At 56.7% G+C, this 16,384-nt stretch carries 16 protein-coding genes; 8 read left to right on the plus strand and 8 right to left on the minus strand.

The features are described from left to right. The first annotated feature begins 22 nt into the window (after window positions 1-22). Entirely contained in the window at window positions 23-1,336 is a 1,314-nt protein-coding gene (locus tag ACE3NW_RS01585; RefSeq protein WP_374279671.1) for a methyltransferase domain-containing protein, read from the plus strand. 506 nt (window positions 1,337-1,842) lie between these two features. Continuing rightward, window positions 1,843-3,738: a methyltransferase domain-containing protein gene (locus ACE3NW_RS01590; RefSeq protein WP_374279673.1), complete on the plus strand. Its 1,896-nt coding sequence runs from the start codon at window positions 1,843-1,845 to the stop codon at window positions 3,736-3,738. A 180-nt stretch (window positions 3,739-3,918) separates the two neighbouring features. On the opposite strand, the gene ACE3NW_RS01595 is transcribed toward ACE3NW_RS01590, so the two are convergent. The 6 genes from ACE3NW_RS01595 to fliR all read right to left on the minus strand — a co-directional run bounded on the left by ACE3NW_RS01595 (window position 3,919) and on the right by fliR (window position 10,452). Next, window positions 3,919-4,791, minus strand: a complete 873-nt coding sequence (locus ACE3NW_RS01595) for a sugar transferase (protein ID WP_374279675.1) — start codon at window positions 4,789-4,791, stop codon at window positions 3,919-3,921. Between the two features lie 80 nt (window positions 4,792-4,871). Continuing rightward, window positions 4,872-6,635, minus strand: a complete 1,764-nt coding sequence (locus ACE3NW_RS01600) for a methyltransferase, TIGR04325 family (RefSeq protein WP_374279677.1) — start codon at window positions 6,633-6,635, stop codon at window positions 4,872-4,874. An 18-nt stretch (window positions 6,636-6,653) separates the two neighbouring features. After that, window positions 6,654-7,631: an SDR family NAD(P)-dependent oxidoreductase gene (locus ACE3NW_RS01605; RefSeq protein ID WP_374279679.1), complete on the minus strand. Its 978-nt coding sequence runs from the start codon at window positions 7,629-7,631 to the stop codon at window positions 6,654-6,656. An 8-nt stretch (window positions 7,632-7,639) separates the two neighbouring features. After that, the gene (locus ACE3NW_RS01610; RefSeq protein WP_374279681.1) at window positions 7,640-8,779 is read right to left on the minus strand and encodes a DegT/DnrJ/EryC1/StrS family aminotransferase; all 1,140 of its coding nucleotides are present in this window, start codon (window positions 8,777-8,779) and stop codon (window positions 7,640-7,642) included. Between the two features lie 47 nt (window positions 8,780-8,826). Continuing rightward, window positions 8,827-9,573 carry a glycosyltransferase family 2 protein gene (locus tag ACE3NW_RS01615; protein WP_374279683.1) on the minus strand — a complete coding sequence of 249 codons (747 nt, stop codon included), beginning with the start codon at window positions 9,571-9,573 and terminating at the stop codon, window positions 8,827-8,829. Between the two features lie 87 nt (window positions 9,574-9,660). After that, entirely contained in the window at window positions 9,661-10,452 is a 792-nt protein-coding gene (gene fliR, locus ACE3NW_RS01620; RefSeq protein WP_374279685.1) for a flagellar biosynthetic protein FliR, read from the minus strand. A 142-nt stretch (window positions 10,453-10,594) separates the two neighbouring features. On the opposite strand from fliR, the gene ACE3NW_RS01625 reads away from it, so the two are divergent. Continuing rightward, window positions 10,595-11,512 (plus strand): nitroreductase family protein, encoded by a 918-nt coding sequence (locus ACE3NW_RS01625; protein ID WP_374279687.1) that lies wholly within the window; start codon window positions 10,595-10,597, stop codon window positions 11,510-11,512. Between the two features lie 110 nt (window positions 11,513-11,622). On the opposite strand, the gene ACE3NW_RS01630 is transcribed toward ACE3NW_RS01625, so the two are convergent. Together ACE3NW_RS01630 and nth are read right to left on the minus strand one after the other, a co-directional pair. After that, entirely contained in the window at window positions 11,623-12,576 is a 954-nt protein-coding gene (locus ACE3NW_RS01630) for a chemotaxis protein (RefSeq protein WP_374279689.1), read from the minus strand. 123 nt (window positions 12,577-12,699) lie between these two features. After that, window positions 12,700-13,377 carry an endonuclease III gene (nth, locus tag ACE3NW_RS01635; protein WP_374279691.1) on the minus strand — a complete coding sequence of 226 codons (678 nt, stop codon included), beginning with the start codon at window positions 13,375-13,377 and terminating at the stop codon, window positions 12,700-12,702. Between the two features lie 131 nt (window positions 13,378-13,508). On the opposite strand from nth, the gene cutA reads away from it, so the two are divergent. The 5 genes from cutA to ACE3NW_RS01660 are packed head-to-tail and all read left to right on the plus strand — an operon-like array spanning window position 13,509 to window position 16,313. Then, a complete protein-coding gene (gene cutA / locus ACE3NW_RS01640; RefSeq protein WP_374279693.1) occupies window positions 13,509-13,853 on the plus strand; it encodes a divalent-cation tolerance protein CutA in 345 nt (114 codons plus the stop codon). A gap of 34 nt (window positions 13,854-13,887) precedes the next feature. Continuing rightward, window positions 13,888-14,841, plus strand: coding sequence for a carbohydrate kinase family protein (locus ACE3NW_RS01645; RefSeq protein WP_374279695.1), 954 nt, complete (start codon window positions 13,888-13,890; stop codon window positions 14,839-14,841). 46 nt (window positions 14,842-14,887) lie between these two features. Then, the gene (locus ACE3NW_RS01650) at window positions 14,888-15,346 is read left to right on the plus strand and encodes a VOC family protein (protein ID WP_374279697.1); all 459 of its coding nucleotides are present in this window, start codon (window positions 14,888-14,890) and stop codon (window positions 15,344-15,346) included. Window positions 15,347-15,358: 12 nt separating this feature from the next. Continuing rightward, on the plus strand, window positions 15,359-15,787 hold the full coding sequence (locus tag ACE3NW_RS01655) for a DMT family transporter (protein ID WP_374279699.1): 429 nt from the start codon (window positions 15,359-15,361) through the stop codon (window positions 15,785-15,787). Between the two features lie 55 nt (window positions 15,788-15,842). After that, window positions 15,843-16,313 (plus strand): YbaK/EbsC family protein, encoded by a 471-nt coding sequence (locus ACE3NW_RS01660; RefSeq protein ID WP_374279701.1) that lies wholly within the window; start codon window positions 15,843-15,845, stop codon window positions 16,311-16,313. The last annotated feature ends 71 nt before the right edge of the window (window positions 16,314-16,384 follow it).

Below are 16,384 nucleotides of genomic sequence, written 5' to 3' on the forward strand. Positions count from 1 at the left end.
AAACTCAGAAAGAATAAATACTATGAATATCATAATTGGCGAGCATTACGAATCTGATATCTCTGTTGTTGAAACAGAATCGGGCCTGTTGGTCAAAAAAGAATACAGGATGGATACTCCCTGTATCAGGTGGCTGAATGACTATCTGAAGCAGTTTTATGATGATCCGGTTATCCCGCCGGTGATTTGTCACGAAGCTTCTGTTCTGAAAAGGCTTGAGCCCTATGGTATTGTGCCCAAGTTACATTCCATCACCAAGACTGCCATAATTATGGAATTTGCGGGCACACCCCTAAGCCCGGATTGCGGTATTACCAGAGAAAACTATCTTTGGCAGTCGCGCAATATTCTATATGTGCTGCACAAGCTTGGCATCAAGCATAATGACATGCTTGATCGCAATGTGATCGTAAAAAATGGCATGGTAAAGCTTATTGATTTTACCCTTGCAGAGTACGGGCCCATTAAAATTGGCGCAAATATACCAAATCTCGACTGGGCACGGATCAATCAGGACTGCAATATTCTCTGCTTTGCCGACATTCTCCCTGAACAGATTAGCGGCGCTGCCCTTACGGCCTTGCGGGATCAATACGTAAATACTGCCAAGTCTGTGTATAATTATCATAACTTGGGTGTTGGTATTTATGACGATGAGCAAAAGGAAAAAACACCCCACGGCTATGGCGAGCGGTACAACTTTGACAGAATGTACATGTTCGTTTCGAATTATGATTTTACTCACAAAAATCTGCTCGATATTGGTTCCAATAGCGGGTGGTTCTGTTTTCAGTCCAAAATGCTTGGCGCCAACAAGGTGTTGGGCGTCGATTATGAATACGAAGGCATAATGGGGCAGGCAATTACGTATGCGTACCTGTTCAACAACTTTTTGCAGGCCGGAGTGAATTTTCTGAACTGCAATCTCGAAAACGTTTCCTTCCCCTTTCAGCTCTATAATCTCGGCGTTGAAAAGTTCGATGTTTCGTTCTGTTTGTCCGTATTGCACCATATTCAAAACAAAAAAGGGCTGATGAAAAAGCTTTTTGATGTGACCTCTGATGTCATATTCTATGAGGATCATGAATTCTGGAACGAACTCTACGATGACAAAGGCCAATTGATAGAAGTCAGCGGCGAGGGGCATCGCTATAACTGGAACGAGAACATGCTTTGGCAGCACAAGATGTCTTCGCTTGATAAGCACAAGGCCCTGATACTCAAAAACTATTATGGCTCGTGGAGAAGGGACGTCTTGTTGTTTGACAAATTCAGTAAGGTAGAAGTGATCGGCCTCAGCGAAAAAAGAAGGCCGGTGCTCGCGCTCTGGAAGTAGCGCCACCAGTTCAGATGCCTGCTGCGCCCTGTGATTGGGCGAATCTTCGGCCAGTGAAGGCCCATGTCGTTCCAGATCTGGTTTTTTAGCCCGTGCTGTGCGACATGCCACGGGTGTCTGATGCCTGCTGTTCACAGCCCGTCGCCACGGTTGATTCGACGGGCATATGTTTTGTGCATATGCCCAGATACCATAATGCTGCCTGGTGTGCTGCAACGTTGGTCGAAACGAGCTTTATTATGGCAAGCGTGTGCCTGTAGCGCTCTATGGGCGGCAAGGTGCAAACCTGTTAGCGCAGATGGCCGTGGGCGAATGCAGGTGGCCGCCGTGCTGCGCTCTTTGGGCACGTCATGCCCGGTTGTGCGCCATGCCCAAGGTGCTATGGACATGAATCAGAGGCTACCGGCCTGAAATTGGGGCCGTCCTGCCTCAATACGGGGCTTCATCGGCAGCTGCTGCCAGGATGTGCAAAAAATTCTCGATACTTCCAAGAGGGATAAAGCCTCATGCATTATTACTGCACCTATTTTGATAGCAACTATCTGATGAAAGGCCTTGCCATGCTCGATTCCCTGCAAAAGCATGGCGGGGAGCAGCAGGTTTATGTCATTTGCCTCGACAATCTTGCCCTACAGGTCATGGAAGCGCTGGCCCTGCCCCATGTGCGGGCCTTGCCCCTTTCGCTCATAGAGCGCAAATATCCAGAACTGCGAGTTGCGAGAAAAAATCGGGGTGTTGTTGAATATTATTGGACGTTGACACCTGTGATTCTGGAATATCTTCTCTCGGCTGTGCCAAAAGATGCCATGCTGGTGTATCTGGATGCCGATCTGTATTTTTACAGCGATGTAGAGCCGGTTTTTCAGGAAATGGCTGGTGCTTCTGTCTACATTCATGCGCATAATTTTCCGCCAGACTGGCAGCACCTCGGCATTTATGGTAAATATAACGTGGGGATGACGGGCTTTCGCAACAATGCTGAGGCCACTGTGGTGCTGGAATGGTGGAAGTTGCGCTGCCTGGAATACACAGGCAGGGAGATCGTGCAGACCCCTGATGGTCTTAGCCGATTTGGAGATCAGAAATATCTTGATTATTTTCAGGATATCTCGCAGGGCGTGCGGGTGGCAGAGCATGTGGGTGTTGGCGTTGCCCCGTGGAACGTGCATGGCTTCACGCTTTCCATCGGGCAGGATGGAGCCCCGCTGGTAGACGGAGTGCCTGTGGTCTTTTACCACTACCATTCGTTTGCGGTCATGGCCGAGGGCTGCGTTTCGCCTGCCCTGGCTGCATATCCACTGCCCAAAGAAGCCCTGCGCATGTTTGTAGCCCCGTATGTTGTGGCGCTTGAGAATGCGCTGGAACGCGCCCGCGCGGTTGCGCCATCCTTTGCCGCTGGTTTCGCGCAGGATGCAGCGGGGCGCGGCGGGTGCATTTTGGTAAGAAAAGAAAGACGTCAGCTGTTGGGTGCTCTTGCAGAGAAGCTTGTTCCGCTTGGCGGCACGTGGCACGATAGCTTTTTGCTGCTGCCTGCTTTGCGCGGGGCCGCAGCCCCAGCAGCCCAGGCCGATACGGGTGCCGGGCTGGCCCATCGGTTGAGGGCATACGCCGAAAATCCGCGCCTGCCGCGCCTGCTTAACTGCGGCTGTGGCACGCATTGGCACCCAGAATGGCTGAATGTGGACATCTCTTCCCCACATCCAGAGGTTATGAGCGTTGATCTGCGCGTGGATTGGCCCTTGCCCGACAATTTTTTTGATATGGCATACCACTCGCATATGCTGGAGCACATGAGTTTTGCCGAGGGGAAAGAGCTGATGCGCCGTTGCTGGCGCACGCTCAAGCCCGGTGGGCTCATGCGGGTGGCCGTACCCGATCTCGAAGGCATTGCAAGAGGATACCTGGAGCAGCTGGCCGCAGCCCGCCGGGGTGAAGCGGGGGCGCAACACCGATACCGCTGGATGGTGCTGGAGCTGGTTGACCAGCTGGCGCGGCATCAAACCGGGGGAGAGATGCTCGCGTACCTTGGGCAAAATCCCGTTCCAGAGCTTGATTTTGTGCTGCAACGCATTGGCGCAGAAGGGCGGGCGCTGGTTGATTCTTTGCGTCAGTGTCCCCCCAGGCCTTCTCCTGCCGTCACAGACCCGCTTCAGGTGGGGCAGTTCCGCATGGGCGGCGAGGTGCATCGCTGGATGTACGACGCTTTTTCTCTTGCAGAGCTGTTGCGCCTGTGCGGGTTTGAAGACGTGCGCGTGGTGCGCGCCGATGAATCGGGCTGGCATGGTTTTGACAGCTATCACCTCGACACGGAACCAGACGGCAGCGTGCGCAAGCCTGATTCCCTGTTTATGGAGGCGCGCAAAGCCCGGCTTGAGGGCGAAGCATCTCCGCCTCACGCATAGCACCGTGGAATGCGGTTTTTGTGGGGGCCACAAGCGGGGCTGGCCAAGGTCTTTTTGGGGGCGCAGTATCCGTAACGGCAGGGATAATTGGGGCAGCCCGCTCGCGCGTGCCCCTGTTGGTGCTGTTGTGCGGGGCTGGCCTCAAGTTGTGCCTTGCGGTGAGGCCTGCGTCCTCTGTTATCAGGGGGTTTTGCCTGTTATTCTTCGCAGATAGTTGCGGTGTGCGGCATTCATTCTGATATTGGTCAAAACGGGTTGCCGCTCCAGGCGAACTGGCGTGTCTGCAAGCGAAACATCCAGCATGTGCGTTGTGCCGCAGTGCGTGCCGCTGCCGTCAATGCCGATGTTGTGTACCAGAGGCCGACCAGGATTCAGCGTGTACATGTTTTCCAGAAAAGTGGCCGCGTGCCAGCGTATGGCCCACGAATTGACGCGGCCCGCGTGCTGGTCCTGTAGCATGCGCACGTAAGGGTAGCTGTCGCCCACATCAAAGGCCGATTGCAGCCCTGCCTCGGCAAGCCGTTTAAGCAGAATGCCCGAATCGGGCTCAAAATAGCGCCAGGCCCGCCGCCAGGTCGCCCACCCCCAGCAATCTGCACCACGCAAAAAGAACGTCTCCGGCGGGTCTTGCACCGCATGCGGAAAGCACCATCCGTGCAGGCTGGCTACTCTTGGTTCATCTTCATAAATGGTGAGCCCTTCGTTCATGTATTGAAGAAAAAATCTTGATGTTACAATGTCATCTTCCATAACGATAACGCGCTCATGCTGCTCAAGCATGCTGGTAACGCCAGAAATGATAGACTTGGCCAACCCCCAGTTGCTATCGCGGACGTGGGTTTCGACATTGACGAAATTCCAGGGGCGCGCCGCAATCTTGGCGCAAGCCACTATGTTGGGAATATCGTCTGGCGTTCGAGGGCCATCAATATAGATGGTCAAGGGGGTATTGGCCGCCATGCCGTTGGCCGCCAGTGCTTCAAGGGTTTTTTGCAGATGCGAAGGCCTGTTAAATGCAAAAAGAACTACAGGTGCGCATTGTTGTGTTTGCATGATTTGCCCTTGAAGATACATTGGGGTTAGATTTTATTCTCAACGTATTGTTTGTTTTGTTATGCAAGTCTGCTGTGAGTTCACTTTTTTGCAGTGGCGATAATGCTTTTAAAACGGATATCGCCAATAATGCCTTCGGGGGCTGGTATGGAATCGACTAGGGAGAAATGAGATGCAATGGATTGAAGAAAATTGTTGTAGTCAAATATATGGCATGGATAGGAGGCGTCATAGATATTTTTGGGAACATGCTGAATACATATTCTGTGACCGCCACTGTTGGAAAACGGCGTTCTGTCTATAATAAGGTAGTCAAATTTATACTTGCCCAACGAATTGAGCACGTCATAGGGGTCTGGCAGATATTGCAAGGCGCTGCCGAATAAAATTCCGTCAATACTGTCATGCGCAAGGCACTCATCAATATTGCTGTAAAAATGAAGTGATTGGTCTTCAAACTCGCGTTTTCCAAGCTCAACAATCTGCGGCAACTCTATTACATTCCAGCTTACAGATGTCAGCTGGCGCAAGAAGGGCAGGCACGTGCGGTAGGTGCTGCCCAGTGCGCCGCCAAAGTCGATGAGATTCAGGCGGCCATTGTTTCTTGCCGCCCCCATCAGTATGCCAGCCAGGGTTGGCAAAAGATATTCGCGCTGGGGTAATGCCACGGAATCGCGTTCGCAAACGATTTTTCCATCTCTGGCCAGGCGGGATGTATGCAGCGTTTTATTCAGAACTTCTTCGCTGTCGTAGCCGCCCGCCATCTGGCAGGCCTGCTCCCACGATGTGTAACTTCCCTGCCAGAGGTTATGGCTTGGGGCTAGATCGGGCATATATATGCGGTAGCCGTCCACCTCGCGGCCCATCCTGTAGGGCATTGAGCTGTCTATGGCATCGGCCAGCGCGGAACGTATAACCAGCGGGGTTCCTGCTTCAATTTCGCTTGTTGCCGTTTGCGGTGCAAAGCTGGCGTCGATGGTCTGAACCTTTTTTTGCGCGGCTTCAAGGGCTTTGATGTACGGGATATAGCAGTGCTCAATGGTGGTCAGCGAAAGCTGGTAGTCCTCGTTGTGCCGGGCAGGAAGGTATATGCCGTCATTCACAATCACAAACGAGTGGTAGTGAAAGACCACGAGCGGCACTTTTCCGTACATGACCTGCCCTGCGGCAGAGGTGGAAAAAGGCGCATTTTCGTGGTTCCAGGGGGCCACGCCCACGCCGGGGTGCCGCATGACAGCCACATCGGCGGAAATTTCAGCAAACTTGTCCAGGTATTTCTGGTCACCGAACCTGTCTGGTTCCTCATAGTGCGAGCGGCACCATTCAATGCAGCGCTGCTTCCACCAGCCAATAACCTTCATTCCTTCGGGTGTTTGCCGTGCGCCCACCACGCCCACATTAAACTTGCCAAACTTGAGCAGCTTTTGTTCCAGCCGTTGCGGAAAGGCGTGGGGCTGCATAATCACAGATACATGTTGCAGCTGGTTCAGAATGGGCAGCGGCGATGAGAAAAACAGCTGGTCTGCGTCGAGATAGACAATCGAATCGCCCGGTTCTGCCTGCCGCAGCATAAGTTCCATAAGGCAGGGGGTAAGCGTCCAGTAGTATTCGGGGGTTGTGCGGTCTGTCTTGGCCTTGAGCAGGTCAGGGTAGGCAGCCTCCAGATCCTGAACCAGCAGCCGCTGCGTCTGCGGGTACATTTGCCGCAGCAATACCTGGGTGAGCGGGTCAAGACACAGAACGGTAATGTCTGCCTGCGGCATGAACGACAGCAACGAGTCGATCATGGCTATGCCCCGTGTGAGGTAGCGCCGGTCAAAATAGGTGCAGAAGCGGGTATTCATGGTTTCCCTTTATCCCTGTCAGATATAGCGCTCTAAATGAGAAGAAAAGTAATCCAGTGTGCGCTGCATGCCCTCGCGTAAAGAAACCGTGGGGGCCCAGCCAAGCGTGCTTCGCAGCAACGTATCCGACGAATAATAGTCACCGATGTCAATTTTTTTTCTCTCAGCGGGAAATTCCCTGATCGTATAACTGCCGCCGCCGTGCAGCTCTGTGAGCAGGGTGGCCAGCTGCCGCAGGCTGACCGCATCACCGCCCCCAAGATTGAGGGCCATGCCGTTTGCGGCGTCGCTTGCGGCTGCCAGCAGCATGGCTTCAACGCAATCATCCACATAGGTAAAATCGCGCAGCTGCTCGCCGCCCCACACCTCAAGCGGCTGGCCTGTCAGCAGATTGCGAATCCACACACCCACAAAGGTCTGGCGGGCATCCTTGATGCGCATGCTTGGGCCATAGGTGTTTGTGAGGCGCAGCACCGTTGCACGTATGCCGTGTACATTGTTGTAAAGCAGATGGTACCACTCGCCGGCAAGCTTGTTGATGCCGTTGACATCCACTGGCCGCAGCGGGTGCTTTTCGTCCACGGGCAGGTAGTCTGGTTTGCCATAAACCTGGCGCGTTCCGGCAAAAACTATTTTTATGCGGGGGTTGAACTGCCTGCACGCCTCAAGAATGGAAAGCTGGGCGCGAACATTGATTTCAAGATCCGTAAAGGGGGCGGTCATGGAATCGAGGTGGCTGGTCTGCCCCGCGAGGTTGAAGAGAAAATCCTTGCCCTGCACCAGATGGTTCATGGAGTGCTGGTCGCGCACATCTGTGATGGAAAGATGCACCGCAGGCAGGATATCCTCTATATTGGCCATGTTGCCGCCGTATTCCGGCACAAAGCTGTCGGCAATGGTGACATGCGCCCCTTGCTTTGCCAGGCGGCGGGCCAGTGCCGAGCCGATAAAGCCCGCTCCACCGGTAATAAGTATATTGGCGTTGGTAAAGTTCATGGCCGTCCTTATGGCTCTGCCTGCCAGCGGCATATGGTTTCAACTACAAATGCAACAGACGTTCTGTCCAGTTGGGGAAACATGGGCAGGCTCAGAATTTCTGCGGCGGCAGCCTCGGTGTGGGGCAGGCCATGGGGCGCGCAGATGCAGTTTGTGTAGGCTGGCTGCATGTGGACAGGCGCGGGGTAGTGTATTGCCGTGCCGATTCCGTTTGCCTTCAGATACGCAGCCAGATGTTCCCTGCGGGAGCAGCGAACCACATAGAGATGATACACCGCCTCGGCCCAGGGGGCAGCCTGCGGCAAAGCAAGCGCGCAGCCTGCGAGGCCCCGGTCATACATTTCTGCAATGCTGCGGCGTGCAGCATTATCTGCATCCAGGAACTGGAGCTGAACAGAGAGAATCGCAGCCTGCGCGGGGTCAAGGCGGCTGTTGATGCCCTCGACCGCGCTGATATAGCGCTGCTGCCAGCCATACTGGCGCAGGGTCCTGAGGGTCTCGGCCAGTTGCGGATCATTTGTGGCCACGCCGCCCGCGTCGCCCAGTGCGCCAAGATTTTTTGTGGGATAAAAGCTGAACGCGGCCGCCGTGCCCATGGAGCCAGCCATCCTGCCCTTGTAGCGTGCGCCGTGGGCCTGTGCGCAGTCTTCGAGCACATGGCAGGCGTACTTTCGGGCCAGTTCCAGTATCGGGTCCATGTCGCAGGGGTGGCCGTACAGATGAACGGGGATAATAACGGCAGGCTCCAGCTCTGGCTGGCTGGTGCGAACGTGTTCAAGCGCCTGAGCCAGCGATTGCGGCGACATGGTGTGCGTGGCAGGTTCGATATCCACAAGCACGGGAACCGCCCCGGCGCGGCGTATGGCTGCCACAGTGGCAACAGCCGTATGCGACACCGTAAACACCGCCTTGCCTGGCCCGGCCCCCAGCCCGCGCAGTGCCAGCTCGATGGCATCTGTGCCGGATGCGCAGCCCACAACAGCAGCAACGCCAAGGTATGCGGCAAAGCCGCTTTCAAAGGCGGCAACCTCGGCCCCCAGAATGTACTGGCCGGAATCGAGGGAGCCCACAACCGCGTCTATGATTGCCTGCCTGCGCAGGGCGTAGGCCGCGTGGGGGTTGGCGAAGGGGATAACGTTCTGCTGCATGGCCTTTGCATCCTTGCTGGGGCGTGTGAAACCGTTGCCTGTGCCGTTTATTCCGGCATGGCTTCCAGGCTGTCGTCGCTGTCCACCACGTGATTGATGCTGGTTTCCATTATTTCACGGGCCTTGGGAGCTATGCGCGAGTACAGGACGCGCAGGCGTTCTTCCAGCAGCGTGCAGTTGCTCGAATCACTGCTCAGGCCGCCCATTTCCATGTACGCAACAATTATGGGCAGCCGCGCCACGTTTTCGCCGGTGAGTATTCTGGCGGCAAATTCAAAGTCGCCCGCGATCTTGTACGAGGGGTCAAAACGCTCCCTTTGCAGCACGGGCACGCGTGTGAACGTGGCGGGAAAGGGAACCCCCATGTCAGAAAGAAAGGTATTGTAGGCCCGGTGCATGGTGCGGTTGAGCAGATGCTCTGCCTTGCCGTTGCTGCCCATGAGCAGCGCCCCGTAGGCCATGGCTATGTGCGGCGGCATGCCGCGCAGATGGCGGTGGCACTGGGCAATGCTGTGCGGGCTGATAAAAAAGTCGTCCGCACCAAGAAAAATGGCCCAGTCGCCCGTGGCGCGGGCAAGCGCCCTGTTCCACGCATCGTACACGCCGGAATCGCGTTCGGAAACCAGCTTGATCCTGTCGGCGTGGGGGCGCAGCTTGTCCATTGTTCCGTCGGTGGAGCCGCCGTCCTGCACAATCCATTCGATGTTGGGGTAGGACTGGTTGAAGACAGAGGCCATCAAACGGGAAATGTATTTTTCGCCGTTGTAGACGGCTGTGATGATCGAATATTTCACCGGCGCTCTCCGTTTGCGGCGCTGCTGCCCATGTGGATGTTACGCGTTATGAGCCTAATGCAAAGCCTGCCACAAAACAATACGTGGTCATTGATACATGGGGCTCATGGAACGCAGCAGATTGCCGAACAGACCGTCGAGCCCCTGCACAAAGGAGGCGATGCGGTCAGACATGATGACCATAAGCAGCCCCAAAAAGAAAAAGCCCACTACAATCTTGATGGGAAAGCCAAATTCCATAATGGGTATCTGCGGCGAGGTGCGCGCCATGAGCCCCAGTGATACCTCAACCAGAAACAGCGCCACCATGACAGGCGCGGCAATCTGCAAGGCCAGCACAAACATCTGCGAGGCCAGATACATGATCTGCCGCAACACCATGGGGCCAATAAAGAGCTGCCCGGGCGGCACAAGATCAAAGGAGGCCACAAAGCCCTTGATCATGTAGAGGTGGCCGTCCAGCCCCAAAAAAACCAGCAGGGAAACCATCCACAAAAAAAAGGCAGTTGCGCCTGTCTGGTTGCCGGTGAGCGGGTCTGCAATGTTGATCATGGTAAAACCCATCTGAAAGCCCAGCAGCTCGCCGCCCGCCTGAATGCCCATAAAAAGAAAATTGACAGCCATGCCCAGCACCATGCCCAGCACCACCTCACCCATCATCATGATGGCCACATCAAAGGGGTGAGCGGGCATCGCTGCGCCGTTCAGGGCCAGGTGCGGCCATACACCAAGGCAAAACACAATGGTTATGGCCCCCTTGACTTGCATGGGGATGTTGTTGGTAGAAAAAACTGGCAGCATGAACACCACAATGCTCACACGCATCATGGTGAGCAACAGGCTGAGCACGCTGGCCGGATTATAGCTGTAAACGTCCATAAGGTCAGATTTGCAAAAAGGTTGCCAGACTTTTGTCAGAGGTGTGACGCCCTGTGTCCACAACGTTCTGGAATCGTTGGCGTGGGGCGGGCTGCAAATGGAGATAGCATATCCTTTCCGCACTATCCACAAGGGGGGCGGCATGCCCATTCCCACATCCCGCACGCACGAGGCGGCAACAGTCTGTATAGAAAATGCGCTGTGTACTGGCTGCGGCCTGTGCGTGAGCGTGTGCAAGGATTTTTATCTGCGTTTGCACGAGGGCAAGGCCAGCCTTGCGGCACAGCCGATTTTTGGCTGCGTGGGCTGCGGGCACTGCATGGCAATATGCCCCACAGGGGCCATAAGCGTGCAAGGGCGCAGCCTGGGGCCGAAAGATATGTTTTCGCTGCCGCCCAGAGGCGGGGCCGCAGATTTTGCGGGCCTGCACGCACTGCTGCAAAGGCGCAGAAGCGTGCGCGAATTTTTGCCAGAGCCCGTGGCCCAGGAGCAGATTCAGGCCATTCTCGATGCCGCACGCACCGCGCCTACCGGCGTGCCGCCCTCGGATGTCAACGTGCTCGTGCTGGACAGCCTGGAGAAAAACAGGGCCTTTGTCCGCGATTTTTGCGAGCACCTCAAAACCCTGCGCTGGCTCACCGCGCCCTGGTTTCTCACCCTGATGCGGCCCTTCTGGGGCAGGGCCAACCACGAGCTGTTCAGCAACTTTGTGCGGCCCGCACTGGCGGCATTCACTGCCTCCATGGATGCGGGCAGGAACATTGTCACCTACGATGCGCCCCTGCTCATGTATTTTTACGCCTCACCCTGGGCCGACCCGGCCGACCCTGTGGTTGCCGCCACCCTGGCCATGCTGGCAGGCGAGGCGCAGGGGCTGGGAACCTGCATGATCGGCTCCATACACCCGCTGATACAATGGGGCGGCAGTGCTGCGCGTTTTCGCCAGCGATACGGCATCGTCCACAAAAGCCGTGAGGGGCTGGTGGTGCTGTTTGGCCGCCCGCGCGTACACTACACGCGGGGTATCGAACGCAGCTTTGCCTCGGTTACAAGGCCCTGACCCGGCCAGAACAAAATGCGCTGTCTGTAGCTGGTTTGGGCAGTCTTTATGAAAAAAAAGCGGCAAAGGGGCATGCCCCTTCGCCGCAGAACTGTGCTGTGCCTCAAGTATTACTTGTTCAGCTTTTCAGAAATAACTTCGCGGATAATCTTGTTCAGACCCGGCAGATCGGGTTTGGAAACCTGCCTGTCGGCCCCCATTTTGACGCCTTTTTCGTACAGGGCGTCGGTAATGAGCGAAGAAAACAGAATGACCGGCAAGGTGCTGAGGCCGGGGGTTTCGCGGATCTTTGCCGTGAGCATGTGCCCGTCCATTTCCGGCATTTCGATGTCAGAAATGATCAGGTGCAGCACATCGGTCAGTTCCTTGCCCTTGGCCTGCGCTTCTTCGCGCGTGCGCAGCAAAAATTCCCAGGCAGCGCGGCCACTGCCCACGGCGGTAACCTGAAAACCCGATTTTTCGAGCGACGACTGCATCACGTTGCGTAGCGAGCTTGAGTCGTCAGCCACCAGCAGATGGAACTGCCCCGCGCCTTCAACCGGGCTGGTGTCTACCTCTACCTGCGACATGTCGAGCGCCTTGTCGAGGCTGGCGAGGATTTTTTCCATATCCAGAATAAAGAGCACGCGGTCCTGAATGCGCAGAACACCGGTAATGGTCTCGCGCGAGTAGGTTTGCACGTACTGGTTCGGCGGTTCAATGCGGTCCCAGGTCATGCGGTGGATGCTGGTGACGGAAGAAACCATAAAGGCCGCCTGCACACCGCTGAATTCGGTGACAATAACCTTGGTGTTTTCTTCCGTAGCCATTTCCTTGCCCAGCCATGCGGCCAGATTAAGGATGGGCAGCACCTTGCCGCGCAGATTGAACGTGCCAAGCACGGAAGGGTCGCACTTGCTGGGCACGCTGGTAATGTTGGGCAGGCGGATAATTTCAAGCACCTTGGCTACGTTGATGCCGTAATGCCCGCTGTAAACCTTGCCGTCTGGCTGCTTCTCGTCGATAATGAATTCAATGATTTCAAGTTCGTTATTGCTAACGTTCAGCAAGCTGTTTTGCGACATGGCGTTCCATCCTGTGCTGCGGAAGGCGTGGCTTTCCACCGAGATCGTGGGTTCCGGTTACGGGAACTGCTGCTTTGATGTATCGGCCGAATATGTATTCTCTTAAGGCCCCGGCCCAAAAACCTATTTGCGGCGGCCTGCTGGCCTTGCCGCCTTTGGCGGCTCGCGGCGAGGGCAGAATGAGCGCATTTCGCAGGCGTCGCACAAGGGTTTGCGGGCATCGCACACCTCGCGGCCAAACCAGACCATGCGGTGGTTTACGTCGCCCCATTCCTCGCGCGGAAAAAGTTTCATGAGGTCGCGCTCAATGGGCACGGGGTCGGTTTCGTCCGTAAGCCCCAGCCGATAGGCAATGCGTTTTACATGTGTGTCTACAGCCAGCCCCTCGTTGATGCCAAACGCGCCAAACAGCACCACATTGGCTGTTTTGCGGGCAACACCGGGAATGGTGATCAGGTCTTCAATGCTTTTGGGAATCTGCCCGTCAAAAATATCGCACACGCGCCGTGCCGCGCCCAGCAGATTTTTTGCCTTGCTGTGAAAAAAGCCCGTGGGGCGAATGACGCCCTCAAGCTCTTCAATTGGCGCTTCAGCAAGGGCGGCGGGCGTTGGCCAGCGGCGAAAAAGTTCTGGCGTAACGGTGTTTACGCGCGCATCTGTGCATTGGGCCGCAAGCACTGTGGCCACCAGCAGCTCCCAGGCGTTCTGGGCGTCGAGGTGCGTGCGCGGGTGCGGGTAACGCGCTTGCAGGGCCGCAAGCACCTGCCGGGCTGTTGCCTCTGGTGTAGATGTAACGCTCATACCTCTTTATGCCACAGGCTGGGCAGGCCCGCAAGCCAGGGCCGCGCCGTGGGCCTATGCTGCTGGCCTGTACCGCCATTTTTGGCGTTGCGGCACTTTGTTTTTTGGGCGGCAGGGTGTATGCTGCCAGTATGGAACAAAATGAAAACCAGAAGGTTTTTTTGGTCTACATGACCGCGCCCTCCGAGCAGGAGGCGCTGCATCTGGCCCGTGAGCTGGTGCGCATGCGGCTGGCCGCCGGGGTAAACATGCTGCCCGCAGCCCGGTCGGTGTACCGCTGGCAGGGCACGGTTCACGAGGCGGGCGAATGCCTGCTGCTGGCCCAGGTAAGCGGGGCCGCACTGCCCGAATTTATGGAAAAGGCCCGCGCCCTGCACAGTTACGAGGTTCCCTGCGTGGTTGCCATGCCCATTGAGGCTGGCCATCAGCCTTTTTTGCAATGGATCGCTGAAAACAGTCTGCCTCATCCGGCCTGACCAACCTTCATCCGCACGTCATCACGAGGAAGTTATGTCCATCTATGTTTCTGGTTCGTTGGCATTTGACCGCATCATGACCTTTCCCGGCAGCTTTCAGGATCATATCCTCATGGACAAGCTGCACATGATCAACGTGAGCTTCATGGTGGACGGCATGGACGAGCGGCGCGGCGGTTGCGCGGGCAACATAGCCTATTCGCTTGGCCTGCTGGGCGAAAAGCCCACCATTGTGGCCGCCGCCGGGCGCGATTTTGGCCCCTACGCCATTGTGCTGGAAAATATGGGCCTGCCGCTTGAGGGTATCCGCCGTGCGGAAGATATCTTTACCGCCCTGTGCTATATCACCACCGACCTCAACAGCAACCAGATCACCGGCTTTTACCCCGGGGCCATGAGCCTTTCTGCCGATTACGATTTTCCCGCCATTGATGCAGATAAAGACATTGCCATCATTTCGCCCGGCAACGTGGAAGACATGCGCCGCCTGCCCGGTTTTTACCGCGAAAAGGGCGTGCCCTACATTTTTGACCCCGGTCAGCAGCTGCCCGTGCTGACCGGCAACGATCTGCTGGCGGCCATTGAAGGGTCGTTTGCCTGCATTACCAACGACTACGAACTGAACATGATCTGCAAGGCCACAGGCAAGACGGAAGATGAGCTTGTGGGCCGCACCCTGTGGCTTGTAACCACCCTTGGTGCGGACGGCGCGCTGATACGCGGCGCAGACGGCACGGAAACGCGTATTCCTCCTGTGCCGCCCCGCCAGATTCTCGACCCCACCGGCGCGGGCGACGCCCACCGCGCTGGCCTGCTCAAGGGCCTGCTGCGTGGGCTTTCCATGCCCGAGGCCGCCAAGCTTGGTTCGGTGAGCGCCAGTTTCTGCCTTGAAAAAATGGGTACGCAGGAACACGTATTCACGCCAGAGGTGTTCCGCCAGCGCTATGAAGAAACATTCGGCCCCCTGCCCGAAGGCATTCTCGACTAGATAGAGCAAAACAGGGAACCCATGGGCCTGAAACCGGGAGCACAGCATGCAGACCAATCTTCCTGATGGTATACGGGTTCTGTTCGTGGCCGGTTTCGGGCCTGTGGTGGCCGACCGGGCCAAGAGCGACAAGCTGTACCGCAAGGTGCTTGCCCTGCCACTGCGGCATGAGGAAGGGTACGAGGGCTACTGGCATTCGCAGTGCATGGAGGGGGTAAAACATTTTGCCCTCTGGCCGCTGGACAAGGCGGCGCTCTCCTGCTTTGGCGAATCTGCCTGGCCTGCGCATCTGCCTGTGCCGCAGGCCTGGCTTGAGCTGGATGTGGAAGACATCGCTTCGGCCACGCGCATTCTTGAGCAGAACGGCTATGCGCTGCTTACCCGGCTGAAGGAAGAACCCTGGGGACAGACCGTCACCCGGTTTTTAAGCCCGGAGGGCATGTTGATGGCCCTCACCCACACGCCTTTTTTGCGCGAGGCGGCATCGGCAGAGGAAACAGCCTAGGGCGGAGGCAGCATGCTGTACATTGCGCTGGTGGTCTTTGCGGGCTGCGTGGTGGCCCTGCAACCGCCCATCAACGCGGCGCTGGGCCGCACTGTTGGCCTGCTCGAAAGCGGGCTGATCTCGTTTGCCGTGGGTACGCTGTCTCTGGCTGTGGCCGTGCTGCTCACAGGGCGGGGCAGTGTGCTGCGCGTAGCAGAGATTCCCGCCTGGCAACTGGCGGGCGGGGTGCTTGGGGCATTCATGGTTGTAACCACCACCATGGCTGCGCCGCGCATTGGCGTGTTGAGCACACTTGTGGCCATGATTTTTGGCAACCTTGTGATGGGGGCCATCATTGATCACAAGGGCTGGTTTGGCCTCACCGCCATCCCCTTTGACTGGCGCAGAATGCTGGGCCTGGCCCTTGTGCTGGCGGGCATAGCCCTGGTGGCGCGCCGCTGATGGTGTATCTGCTGGCGCGGCCCATGCCGCTGCCCGCAAAAATGAAGGGAAAAACATGCGTGTTGATGCAGTGCGGGAGTTTCTGGCCCGCCACGGTCTGGAACAGGCCTATCGCGAATTTGACGTTTCGAGTGCCACGGTTGATCTTGCTGCACAGGCCATTGGCTGCGAACCGGGGCGTATTGCAAAAAGTCTTTCCATCAGTGTGAACGATACGCCCATGGTGCTGGTGGTCATGGGCACGGCCCGTCTGGACAACCGCAAATTCAAGGATGCCTTCCACTCCAAGGCCCGCTTTATCAAGCCGGAAGACCTGGAAGCCCAGGTGGGGCATCCCATGGGTGGCGTTTGCCCCTTTGCCCTGCCAGAAGGCGTAGCCGTCTACCTCGATACGAGCCTGCGGCAGTTTGACCCCGTGTACCCGGCAGCGGGCGCGCCCAACAATGCCGCAAAGCTGACCCTGGAAGAACTGGAGCGCGTGACCGGCGGCACATGGGTGGACGTGTGCAAGAGCGACGAAGCCTGATTTTTGTGCGAAAGTGCCCGTAGTATCAGTGGCGCACGCCGGGCCTCAGGACCGCGAAGCGTGCCGGATAC

The organism is Desulfovibrio sp., assembly GCF_041907885.1.
In the GTDB taxonomy this organism is placed as follows: domain Bacteria; phylum Desulfobacterota; class Desulfovibrionia; order Desulfovibrionales; family Desulfovibrionaceae; genus Desulfovibrio.

Coding starts and splice junctions, on each gene's coding strand:
- ACE3NW_RS01585 (WP_374279671.1), top strand. CDS start 23: ATGAATATCATAATTGGCGAGCATTACGAATCTGATATCTCTGTTGTT.
- ACE3NW_RS01590 (WP_374279673.1), top strand. CDS start 1,843: ATGCATTATTACTGCACCTATTTTGATAGCAACTATCTGATGAAAGGC.
- ACE3NW_RS01595 (WP_374279675.1), bottom strand. CDS start 4,791: ATGCAAACACAACAATGCGCACCTGTAGTTCTTTTTGCATTTAACAGG.
- ACE3NW_RS01600 (WP_374279677.1), bottom strand. CDS start 6,635: ATGAATACCCGCTTCTGCACCTATTTTGACCGGCGCTACCTCACACGG.
- ACE3NW_RS01605 (WP_374279679.1), bottom strand. CDS start 7,631: ATGAACTTTACCAACGCCAATATACTTATTACCGGTGGAGCGGGCTTT.
- ACE3NW_RS01610 (WP_374279681.1), bottom strand. CDS start 8,779: ATGCAGCAGAACGTTATCCCCTTCGCCAACCCCCACGCGGCCTACGCC.
- fliR (WP_374279685.1), bottom strand. CDS start 10,452: ATGGACGTTTACAGCTATAATCCGGCCAGCGTGCTCAGCCTGTTGCTC.
- ACE3NW_RS01625 (WP_374279687.1), top strand. CDS start 10,595: ATGCCCATTCCCACATCCCGCACGCACGAGGCGGCAACAGTCTGTATA.
- ACE3NW_RS01630 (WP_374279689.1), bottom strand. CDS start 12,576: ATGTCGCAAAACAGCTTGCTGAACGTTAGCAATAACGAACTTGAAATC.
- nth (WP_374279691.1), bottom strand. CDS start 13,377: ATGAGCGTTACATCTACACCAGAGGCAACAGCCCGGCAGGTGCTTGCG.
- cutA (WP_374279693.1), top strand. CDS start 13,509: ATGGAACAAAATGAAAACCAGAAGGTTTTTTTGGTCTACATGACCGCG.
- ACE3NW_RS01645 (WP_374279695.1), top strand. CDS start 13,888: ATGTCCATCTATGTTTCTGGTTCGTTGGCATTTGACCGCATCATGACC.
- ACE3NW_RS01650 (WP_374279697.1), top strand. CDS start 14,888: ATGCAGACCAATCTTCCTGATGGTATACGGGTTCTGTTCGTGGCCGGT.
- ACE3NW_RS01655 (WP_374279699.1), top strand. CDS start 15,359: ATGCTGTACATTGCGCTGGTGGTCTTTGCGGGCTGCGTGGTGGCCCTG.
- ACE3NW_RS01660 (WP_374279701.1), top strand. CDS start 15,843: ATGCGTGTTGATGCAGTGCGGGAGTTTCTGGCCCGCCACGGTCTGGAA.